Raw genomic sequence first — 10,573 nt, 5'->3', positions numbered from 1 at the left:
ACGTAGGGCCTATGCCGACACGGGCGTCAGGGAGTCGACGAGACCGCGCAGTCGTTCCGCGACCGGCTCGCCGAAGACGTCGCGGGCGACGTGCTCCGCGTTGTTCGCCAGGTCGCGGGTCGCTCCCGGCAGCGTGAACAGCAGTCGCAGCCAGCCGAGGCCCTCGCCCGCCACCGGTCCGCGCCGGGCCAGTCGCAACGCCGCCTCCAGCGTCGGGAGGATCCGCGCGTCGCGGGCCTCCCGATAGGCCTCCATGGCGGCCGCCCACGTCTGGTCGCCGTGCAACGCGTCCGCGACGGCGGGAGCGAGCAGCCCGGCGGACATGACGGCGTGGTCGATGCCCGCGCCGATGCACGGATGCACGGCGGCACCGGCGTCACCGACGAGCGCCCAGCCGGGCCCGGCCGGCGTCCGCAGGTAGCTCTCCAGCTTGGCGGTGCCCAGCACGCGGCCTTCCCGGCGCGCGTCGAGCAACCGGGGTGCGAGCGTGTCGATGGTCGCGAGCCTGCGCTCGAACTCGGCGGTGCGGTCCTGGCGCCACAGCGAGAACTCGTCGGTCGGCGACATCACGCAGACGCAGTGCAGGTCGTCGTCGCACGGTGCCACGAGCACGACGTCCGAACCCCACCAGAAGTACTCGAAGGTCGGAATGGGCATGGGGGCGACGCCGCGGTAGTAGGCGTAGTAAGCGCAGCGCACCGCCGGATGCTCCACATAGGACTCCGCAGCCACCTGCCTCGCGATGGTGGATCCGCGTCCGTCCGCGCCGATCACCACCCGTGCGGGCAGTTCGGACCGCCGTCCGTCCGGATCGCGTATCAGCACGCCGGTGACCCGGCCGGTGCTGTCCCGCGTCAACCCTGTGGTGCTGTGGCCCTCGAACCAGGTGACCTCTCGCTGTGCCAACGCCCGTTCGAGCAGGATGCGGTCGAGGCGTTCCCGGCGCAGCGCCAGCACGTGCGGTGTGACCGCGAGATCCCCTTCCGTCGCGCATCCCGCGACGTCGGTGCGGAAGCGGGTGATCACGGGCGCTCCCGCCTCCAGCAACTCGTGCGTGACGCCCAGCGCGGCGAACGCCTCCCAGTCCCCGAAGACGTGGGTGGACAGCGTGGGCCCGCACACGTCGTCACGGTCGAGCAACGCGACCCGGACACCTCGCCTGGCGAGCAGTGTGGCGGTGGCCGCGCCCGCGACCCGTGCCCCGACGACGACGCAGTCGAACAACTGTCCTCCCGGATGACGAACGCCGGGCGGACCTCGGCGGCCCGCCCGGCGCGGTGGTCACGCCTCGTTGGCGCAGGCCCACAGTTCGAGGTAGCGCTCGCCCTGCGGGGTGTAGAGCGGCACGTCGCCCTTGGACTCGAAGCGCGAGCCCAGCGGCGGGATGCGGTACAGCGTGCCGGTCATGCGGATCGGCGTGGTGTTGTGCAGCGTGCCGATGGGCGTCTCGACGGTGAGGTACAGCACCTGCTCGCTGGTGACGCCCTCTTCGAGGCTGCGGTCCGCGGGGATGAGAACGGAACCCAGGATGGGCCGCGCGTCGGGTGCGCTCAGGGCGCCACCGAGCACGCTGACCTTCTCGCCCGGCCACAGCGTCTCGCTGACGCCGACCAGCTCGAACCGGATGATCTCGAGGCTCAGCATCAGGTCACCGGTGTCGCTGACCTCGGGCTGGTGCACGATGAACTCCGTCGGGCACGCGGTCTTCATCAGCACGCGCTCGGAACGGCCGTCCATCGTGCGCAGACCGACCTCGGACTCCGCGTACTCCAGCTGCTGCACGACGTCGAACTCGGTCAGCGTCCTGGTGATTGCGTGGGTCATGGTGATTCCCCTTCGTCGCCGCCGGGATTTCCCGGCACCTCGACTATCGGCCTCCCGCAGGTGAATCACCTGTCCTATGTTGCCGACTATCTTTTCCGCTTTGCCGCAACGACGCATTGCGGCCGTTGCGGCCGAACAGCTCAACAAGTGCGGGTACCGCCGATGTTGCGCTTCCGCCGCAACCACCCCCGAGCAGGCTGCGTCGCGCGCATGAAGGCTGGCGGACACACGTACCCGACGAGAGGAAGCCCATGTACGGCAAGCTCGCGACGTTGCTCATCGAATGCGAGAACCTGACGGCGGCGAAGTCCTTCTACGTCGGCACGCTGGAACTGCCCGTCGTCGACGAGGGCGAGGGATGGGTGCGTTTCGACAGCGGTGTGGACCTGGTGCTCTGGCAGGGACGCAAGGACGAGGTCGTGCCGGGGTTCGCCGGCGCAGATCTGGAGGCGGCACTGGAATCCCTGCGCCTCAAGGGATGTGAACCGACCCCCATCGCGGACCACCCCGGCGGGCGGCACTTCTACGTGACCGATCCCGGCGGCAACACGTTGATGGTGGGCGGAAGCTGAGCACCTGCCCGACTCAGCCGGGCTGCATCGCCGCGACGTAGCCGACCTCGACGATGCGCCCGGCGAAGTCCGCGTACTGGCCGGGTTCGGCCGGCCGTGAGGTCGCGAGCCCGTCCACGTACCGGTTCGCCATGCAGAACATCGCGGCGATGAGCACCGTGTCGTGCAGCTCCAGGTCCGTCGCACCGACAGCGCGGGCCGCCGCGATCATGTCGTCGGTGACGTTCCGGCCCGACGACGCCACCGCCCCCGCGATCACGAGCAGGGCCGAGATCTTCGCTGGCACGGCGGCCTGCGGTCCCTGGGAGCGAACGTCCGTTACCAGCGGCATGCCCTGATCGAGCTGGGCGGCGGCGAACTCCGCGTGCGACGACGTGCAGAACTCGCACTCGTTCAACGACGAGACGTACGTCGCGATCAACTCCCGTTCGCCGCGCGAGAGACTGTTCTCCTGGCGCAGCAGAACATCTGCCATCTCACTGATGAGCCGCCCGGTGTCCGGCCGGTACTGCAACAGGCCCATGATGCCGGGCAGCGTCGGGTCGAGGTCGATGTGCGGCATTCGCTCTCCATCGTCGTTCTGGTGTGGTCGGCAGAGTCTCACGACGCGACCGGGTTCAACACTCGGCAGTTCGTGCTGAGCTCGCCGACACCTGTGCGTGGGCGAGTCTGCGCATCGTGGTGAGCAGCGCGTTGCCGATCACCAGACCGACCACGGCGTCCTCGGCGGAGGTGTCCTCTGCGTAGTCCAGGTCGGCACACGCGATGACACGAAGCCCGGCGAGATAGTCGTCGAGCAGCTCGTGGAAGCGGTCGTGCCCCAGCAGGCGTGCCGCCGAGAGCGCCGCGGCGAGTGCCGTGGTCACCTCCGCGACCACCTGGCCGTCGCCGCCGGCGTGATGCCGTGCCACGAACTCCTCGGCCTGCCGCCGGGCGACCGGATCGGCCCGGACGTCGGGCTCCGGGTTGATCGCCGCCCACGTCGCCTCGAGCCGGTCGCCGGCCGACTCCCGTGTGCCGTTGCCGAGCACCCCCAGCACGTTCTTCACCGCGGCGATCGACAGGCCGCCGACGTCGAGCATCGCCCGCACGAGCCGCAGTCGCTCGAGGTGGCTCTCCCCGTACCGCGCCTGGTTGCGGCAGACCGGTTCGCCCGCGCGAAGCAGACCTTCGCGCAGGTAGTACTTGATCGTCGGCAGCGGGACCCCGCTGCGCTTCGACAGTTCGCCGACCCGCACAGCGGCAGCGTATTTCCGCCTGGTGGCGAGCCGCTCACCATTCGTTGCGGTGCGGTCCTGGAAGTGTTGCTGTCTGTCCCCGCGCGGCACCCCGACTCTTCAGCGCCGGTTTACGCTGCGGCCAAAGGGTTCCGCGTTCACGAGGATTCCCGCGCGGGTTCAACGCCCATTCCGTTCTGCGGCTGTCGGATCTCCACCAACCGGAAGGATGACCCTGATGCGTCACCACGACCGATGGTTGGCCGTGTTCATGGTTGTCGTGCTCGGGCACTGGGCCGAGCACATCGCGCAGGCCGTGCAGATCTACGCGCTCGGATGGCCGGTGCACCACGCCCGTGGCGTTCTGGGTCTCGCCTTTCCGTGGCTCGTGCACAGCGAATGGCTGCACTACGGCTACGCGCTTCTCATGTTGATCGGACTCATCGTGCTGCGCCACGGCTTCACCGGCCGGGCGCGCACTTGGTGGAACGTCGCATTGGGAATCCAGGTGTGGCACCACTTCGAACATCTGCTGCTGCTCGTGCAGGCACTGACCGCCTGGCACCTGATGAACCGGCCCGCGCCGACCAGTCTGCTGCAGCTGGCCGTGCCGAGAGTGGAACTGCACCTGTTCTACAACGCCGTCGTGTTCGTTCCCATGATGGTCGCCGTGATCATGCACATGCGCACGCGACGTTCGATTCCGTCAGAGGTAACGGTTTCCTGAGCTCACACTGGGAGGAGTTCACATGCTGAGGAACGATCCCGAGGTCACTCAGGTGCGGCCGATCGCCACGTCCGCGTTCGTCAACGGTCACTTCCCGCGGCGCCGTGGCCTGATCATCGCGCTGAGCGTCCTGGCCGGTTTCGCGCTGACCGTGGTGTGGTCCGCACACTTCGTCGACTCGACGATCGGCGACAACGTCGCGAACACCTTGCTGGGACACAACGCGAAGGCCGAGCCGATCACCGGGGTGATCGGGGGCGTCGTGTTCGCGTTCGTCACCGGCCTGGCCGGCACGTTCACCGCGTGCAACATCGCTGCTTTCGGTGCCGTCGCACCGATTCTGGGCGACTCCAGCAGCCGTGCCGAACGCATCCGCGGCGCACTGAAGCCGCTGCTGTGGCTGTCGGCCGGCATGCTCGCGGTCTCGGCGGTGTACGGCGCGATCGTCGGACTGGCAGGCACCTCCATGCCCCAGTTCTCGACGGAGGCGGCCGCCGCGGGCAGGTTGTCCGGACGCAGCCTGCAATCCATGGTCGTGTTCGGCGTCATCGGCCTGGTCATGACCTACCTCGGCCTGGCCGCACTGGGCGTCGTCCGCGACCCGTTCGCCCGCATCGCCCGGCGGTTCCCCAACGCGCCCATGATGTTCATGGGCGTGCTCATCGGCGGGTTCCTCATCGGCCGCCCCTTCGGACTCTTCCGGCAGCTGTTCAGGGACGCCGCGGAGAGCGGCAACCCGCTGTACGGCGCCGCGGCCTTCTGCCTGCAGTCACTCGGTAACATCCTGGTGCTCGCACTGGCCCTGGTCCTGACGGCCGCATTGCTCGGCGACGGGCTGCGGCGCTGGCTGACCGCGAAGCCGGCGCGGCTGGCCGTGATCACCGGCGTCGCGCTGATCACGATGGGCGTCTTCACGTTCCTCTACTGGGACGTGCGGCTGCTGGCCCGCCGTGAGCTGATTCCGTGGTACCCGACGGCCCCGTGGGCGTGAGCGCTTCCACGCTCGGCCGGTGGTGCTGCCCGCTGCTCCGATGCCTCGGTTGACCGCCGTTCTAAGCTGCGAGCATGACTCGCCTTGATCGGTTTGCGGAGCAGATCACCCTGTGGTGACGGAATTCTGGGACATCATCGGCGAGAACACGCTGCGGACGGAAGACGATGTCGACGCCGCGCTGGAGAGAGTCTCCGCGCGGCTGGCCGCCTTGCCCACCTACGACCTGCTGAACTTCGTCGACGGCCTGCACGAGGCGTTGTTCAGGCTGGATCGCCGGGAGTTCGCGGAGATCCCGGTCTTCGTGCGGGACCTGGTGATCCCGCAGTCGGAGGACGGTTTCCAGTACGCCCGGTGTGCCTGCGTTCTCGCCGGTCGGCGAGTGTTCGAGGACGTGCTCGCCACTGGTGAGGGGTTCGGGCCGTACACAGTGCCGGCGGTTCAGGCCGAGCGGTTGCTGTACCTGGCGGATGAGCACTACGAGGCCAAGACGGGGTTCCCGATGGAACCGCGGAACGGCTGTCCGATCGACATGATGTCGAACCCGGACGGCTGGGGCTGAAGCCGGCTGCTCGCGGTCGGGGCCGCGGTGGCGGAGTTCTGGGACCAATGCCGTTGTTTGCGCTCCGCGGCTTTGCCGCGTCGAATTGGTCAGCGTATTCCCAGCCAGTGACGTTGTCGAACTGCATTCGACAACATGACCTTGGATCGACAACGTGAAGTGCGCTGCCATGGAACTTTCGAAACTTTATCGATTGTTTCCCGTGTTGGGCGCGGTCGGCTCGACAATGCTAGCGTCGACCAGGTTCAACCATGGCCGATCCAGGTCTGTCGAATCCGGGCCGGTCGCTCATAATCGCTGTCGGCCAATCCCCGCGAATGGCCCGACATTGACCACGGCCGTCATCGCGATCACCGCCAGTCCTCACCGGTCGTGTCGCGCTGTCCGGCTGCCGCCGCCGCGCCAACCTCAATGGCGAGGAGTACCGCATGACCGAAGCCGTTGTCCGATCGTCGCGCCGCAGGCGCGCACCGCTCATCTACAGCGCCTGCGCCGCGCTGGTCATGGCGCTGCTGCCCAGCGTCGCCAGCGCTGACGTGGGTATCACTGCCACGTGCTCCAGCCAGACGGGCAGCCACGGCGGTTACTACTACTCGTTCTGGACCGATGGTGGTGGCCGCGTCTGCATGGAATTCGGGGGTGGTGGCAACTACAGCACCTCGTGGAGCAATGTCGGCAATTTCGTCGGCGGTAAGGGCTGGAGCAACGGTTCACGACGGACCGTGAACTATTCCGGCAGCTTCAACCCGTCCGGTAACGCGTATCTGACTCTGTACGGGTGGACGTCGAACCCGCTCGTCGAGTACTACATCGTCGACAACTGGGGCACCTATCGACCCACGGGCACGTACAAGGGCACGGTGACCAGCGACGGCGGGACGTACGACATTTACCAGACGATGCGCTACAACGCGCCCTCCGTCGAAGGCAACAAGACCTTCCCGCAGTTCTGGAGCGTCCGGCAGCAGAAGCGGACGGGCGGATCCATCACCACCGGAAACCACTTCGACGCGTGGGGCCGCGCCGGCATGCGGCTGGGCAACTTCAGCTACTACATGATCCTCGCGACCGAGGGTTACCGGAGCAGTGGCAACTCCAACATCACGGTGAGGTGAGCCTCTCGGCCCGGAGTGTGCCGATCCGGCGCACTCCGGGCCGGCCTGGTACGAGTGGTGACAAGATCGTCCCAGGGCGCAGGAGGTATGACCGGAATGGAACGACGGGTCGCATTGGTCACCGGCGGAGCGTCCGGCATCGGCGCCGCGACGTGCGTGGCGCTGCACGAGGACGGGTTCGACGTCGCGGTGCTGGACCGCGACGGGCGCGGCGCCGAAGCCACGGCGCAGCGGTGCGGCAACGCGCTGGCGCTGACCGTGGACCTCCGTGACGAGCGGGCCGTGCACCAGGCCGTCGCGGACGTGGTCGCGTGGCGTGGACGGCTCGACGTCGTGATCAACGCCGCCGGAGTGCTGCACCGGACCGGGTTGGCCGACACCGACGCCGAAACCTGGGCGAGGGTGCTCGACATCAATCTCACCGGCGCCTTCCGGGTGTGCCAGGCAGCGCTTCCCCACCTGCTCGACGGTGCCGGGAACGGGACCAAGCGAATCATCAACATCGGCTCGTGCGCCGGCGAGATCGGCTACGCCTATCCCGCGTACACCGCCTCGAAAGGCGGAATCATCGCGCTGACCCGTCAACTCGCCGCGGAACTCGCGCCGCACCGCGTCACCGTCAACGTCGTCAATCCGGGGTTCATCCGCACCCCGATCAACGACGACGCCTTCGCCGATCCCGCGCAGGAGCAACGCGTCGCCGAGCGCATCCCGCTGGGCCGCATGGGGCATCCCGACGAGGTGGCCGCGGTCGTCCGCTTCCTCGCCACGCCCGCGGCCGGGTACATCACCGCCGAGACGATCAGGGTCGACGGCGGCCAGACCGCGATCGGTGCTGTCGCGTCCCCGAAGTAGACCGGGGGAGCGGGCGGGAAACAGTCCCCGAGCCGGCGATCTCTTGACGGCTTCGTGGCGGAGACCGCATCATCTGGAGCGTTTTCCACGGCCTGGGTGAGTGGCGCTCACGGTGAGCAGGCCCGCAGTGGTGTCCAGGTGACTGCCTGGTGTCGCAACGACGCGAAGGGAACTCTGTGCACCGCTATCTTTTGGCCCCAATTGTTAGCGCTAACATTGACCGGCTGCCGTTCTGGCGCAGCCGAGTCGCGGTGCTGGATCCCCGCTAGCCGACCTTCTGCGGCGCAGTCTTGTTAACGTTCACTCTGAAGATGGTTCGCGGAGGGTCTGAATGCGTTCGAATCGTTCGACAATCTGGCGTCGCTCATTAACGGCGATTCTCAGTGTTGTGGCCCTCGCGACGTCATCAATGAGCGTCACGCCCACCGCCGGTGCGGAAACGACGCTCGACAAAGGGCTCGTTGTTCGCTACGACCTCGCCCAGAGTTCCGGCACCACCGTCGTCGACGCGTCCGGCAACGGCAGAGACGGCACGCTGAGCGGTGACGCCGTCTGGCAGGACGGCGCGTTGGGTCTCGGCGGCTCGAACGGTCACGTCCGCCTGCCCGACAACATCATGCGCGGGCTCACGGACATCACTGTGTCCGTGCAGGTGAACGTCGCCGCCGACCAGGGCACCCCCTACTTCCTCTGGGGGCTGGGAAACACGCTGAACGGCGCCGGGAACGGCTACCTGTTCACCACCGGTGACGGGTACCGCACGTCGATCGCCTCCGGCAACTGGTCGACCGAGCAAACCGTGACCACCAACCGCAACCTCGCGCGTGGCAGCTGGCGCACGCTCACGTACACCCTCTCCGGTGGGGTCGCCCTGCTGTACGAGGACGGCATCGAGGTGGCCCGCAAGACCGACGTGACGATCACTCCGGGATCGATCGGCGGCGGCACCACGACCGCCAACTACCTCGGTCGTTCGGTGTACAGCGCGGACAAGTACCTCAAGGGCCAGGTCCGCGACTTCCGGATCTACGACCGTGCCGTGACGGCGGCGGAAGCGAACGCACTCGGCGAGCGGACCGCCGCCGGCCGTGCCGCCGCCGACGCCGCGGCGCTCAGCCTCGGTGACACGTCCGCCGTGACCGGGAACCTCACCCTGCCGGCGAAAGCCGCGGGCGGCTCCACGATCACCTGGACCTCCAGCAACCCTGCCGTGGTGTCGGCGACCGGTGTGGTCACCCGGCCCGCGCCGGGCTCCGGCAACGCGACGGTGACGCTGACCGCGACCGCCGCCTACGCCGGGTTCACCGCCACCCGCACGTTCACGGTGACGGTGATCGCGGACATCACCGACCGGCAGAAGGTCCAGAAAGCCCTGAAGGACATCGTGATCTGGGACCAGAACGCGATCCGGGGCAACATCACGCTGCCGGCCAAGGGCGCTGGGGATGTCACGTTCACCTGGCGCAGCGACGACAAGCGCGTCGTTTCCGCGGACGGCGTGGTGACACGGCCGCCGTACGGTGCCAAGCCCCGCAAGGCACATCTGAGCGTCCGCGCGACCAAGGGGAAGGCGAGCAGTGTCCGTGACTTCATCCTCACGGTGCTGCCACTGCCCAAGCAGGAAGCGCGGGAAGGCTACGCGTTCGCGTACTTCACGGGTGAGGCGACGCAGGACACCGAGCAGGTGCACTTCGCGGTGAGCCGTGGTGACGACCCGCTGCACTGGGACGAGCTCAACGGCGGCCGGCCGGTCCTGAAGTCGCAGTACGGCGAGACCGGCGTGCGCGACCCGTTCATCATCCGCAGCCCAGAAGGCGACAAGTTCTACCTCGTCGCGACCGACCTGCAGATCAACGACGGACGCGGGTGGGGAGCGGCCCAGCAGCACGGCAGCAAGTACCTGGAGATCTGGGAGTCCACCGACCTCGTGACCTGGTCGGAGCAGCGGCACGTGCGCGTCTCGCCCGACACGGCGGGTATGACGTGGGCGCCGGAGGCGACCTACGACCCGACCATCGGCGCCTATGTCGTCTACTGGGCCAGCATCCCGTTCGCGGCCGACGACCCGGACCACAACAACTGGTCGTACGCGCGGATGTACTACTCGACCACCCGTGACTTCCGGACGTTCACCGAGCCGAAGGTCTGGAACGACCCCGGCCAGGGCGTCATCGACTCCACCGTCATCAAGGACGGCGACTACTACTACCGCCTCACGACCGACGAGAAGGTCATCGGCAAGTGCACGCGCGACATCGTGCTGGAGCGTTCGAAGGACCTGCGCGCCGTGGACCTGCCGACCACGAACCCACGTAACTGGGAACTGGTCGACGACTGCATCCGCACGCCGCTCGGCACGGACTGGGTCGAGGGCCCGACGCTGTTCAAGTCCAACGACGGCAAGAAGTTCTACGCGTTCATGGACGAGACGCCGAACCGCGGCTACATCCCGTTCGTCACCGACTCGCTCGCGAACCCGAACTGGCAGATCCCGGCGGAGTACTCGCTGCCGCGCGCCCCGCGGCACGGCACCGTCCTGCCGGTGACCAAGGCCGAGCTCGAGCGGCTGCGCAAGGGCCCGCTGCCGGTGACCGCGAACAAGAGCGGCGTCATCGCCGACTACGACCTCACCGGCGGCTCCGGCACGACGGTCGCGGACAGCTCGGGCAAGGCCCGCAACGGTGTGCTGCACGGTGACGTCACCCGCTCG

General features: G+C 67.9%; 11 protein-coding genes. 7 read left to right on the top strand and 4 right to left on the bottom strand.

Annotated elements, in window-relative coordinates:
* Positions 1-9: 9 nt before the first annotated feature.
* Together B0F77_RS22440 and B0F77_RS22435 are read right to left on the bottom strand one after the other, a co-directional pair.
* Positions 10-1,224: an NAD(P)/FAD-dependent oxidoreductase gene (locus tag B0F77_RS22440; protein WP_086664926.1), complete on the bottom strand. Its 1,215-nt coding sequence runs from the start codon at positions 1,222-1,224 to the stop codon at positions 10-12.
* A 57-nt stretch (positions 1,225-1,281) separates the two neighbouring features.
* Positions 1,282-1,824, bottom strand: a complete 543-nt coding sequence (locus B0F77_RS22435; RefSeq protein ID WP_086664925.1) for a hypothetical protein — start codon at positions 1,822-1,824, stop codon at positions 1,282-1,284.
* Positions 1,825-2,075: 251 nt separating this feature from the next.
* Between B0F77_RS22435 and B0F77_RS22430 the strand changes: the two genes are divergently transcribed.
* Positions 2,076-2,396, top strand: coding sequence for a VOC family protein (locus B0F77_RS22430; RefSeq protein WP_086664924.1), 321 nt, complete (start codon positions 2,076-2,078; stop codon positions 2,394-2,396).
* Between the two features lie 13 nt (positions 2,397-2,409).
* Here B0F77_RS22430 and B0F77_RS22425 read toward each other — a convergent pair whose 3' ends face one another.
* Both B0F77_RS22425 and B0F77_RS22420 read right to left on the bottom strand, forming a co-directional pair.
* Positions 2,410-2,958, bottom strand: coding sequence for a carboxymuconolactone decarboxylase family protein (locus B0F77_RS22425; protein WP_086664923.1), 549 nt, complete (start codon positions 2,956-2,958; stop codon positions 2,410-2,412).
* Between the two features lie 55 nt (positions 2,959-3,013).
* Positions 3,014-3,634, bottom strand: coding sequence for a MerR family transcriptional regulator (locus B0F77_RS22420; protein WP_086664922.1), 621 nt, complete (start codon positions 3,632-3,634; stop codon positions 3,014-3,016).
* A 217-nt stretch (positions 3,635-3,851) separates the two neighbouring features.
* On the opposite strand from B0F77_RS22420, the gene B0F77_RS22415 reads away from it, so the two are divergent.
* From B0F77_RS22415 to B0F77_RS22390, 6 genes are all read left to right on the top strand, one after another.
* Positions 3,852-4,340, top strand: coding sequence for a hypothetical protein (locus B0F77_RS22415; RefSeq protein ID WP_245848545.1), 489 nt, complete (start codon positions 3,852-3,854; stop codon positions 4,338-4,340).
* 22 nt (positions 4,341-4,362) lie between these two features.
* Positions 4,363-5,331 carry a hypothetical protein gene (locus B0F77_RS22410; RefSeq protein ID WP_086664920.1) on the top strand — a complete coding sequence of 323 codons (969 nt, stop codon included), beginning with the start codon at positions 4,363-4,365 and terminating at the stop codon, positions 5,329-5,331.
* Positions 5,332-5,446: 115 nt separating this feature from the next.
* Positions 5,447-5,893, top strand: coding sequence for a DUF4240 domain-containing protein (locus B0F77_RS22405; RefSeq protein ID WP_086664991.1), 447 nt, complete (start codon positions 5,447-5,449; stop codon positions 5,891-5,893).
* A 428-nt stretch (positions 5,894-6,321) separates the two neighbouring features.
* Positions 6,322-7,008: a glycoside hydrolase family 11 protein gene (locus B0F77_RS22400; RefSeq protein WP_086664919.1), complete on the top strand. Its 687-nt coding sequence runs from the start codon at positions 6,322-6,324 to the stop codon at positions 7,006-7,008.
* A 96-nt stretch (positions 7,009-7,104) separates the two neighbouring features.
* Entirely contained in the window at positions 7,105-7,863 is a 759-nt protein-coding gene (locus tag B0F77_RS22395) for an SDR family NAD(P)-dependent oxidoreductase (RefSeq protein ID WP_158102790.1), read from the top strand.
* A 409-nt stretch (positions 7,864-8,272) separates the two neighbouring features.
* The coding region (locus B0F77_RS22390; RefSeq protein WP_211293931.1) for an immunoglobulin-like domain-containing protein at positions 8,273-10,573 on the top strand (2,301 nt) is incomplete at its 3' end.

Origin of the sequence: Lentzea kentuckyensis, assembly GCF_002150765.1 — a bacterium.
GTDB classification, from domain to species: domain Bacteria; phylum Actinomycetota; class Actinomycetes; order Mycobacteriales; family Pseudonocardiaceae; genus Lentzea; species Lentzea kentuckyensis.
This window is presented reverse-complemented; position numbering and strand designations above follow the sequence as displayed.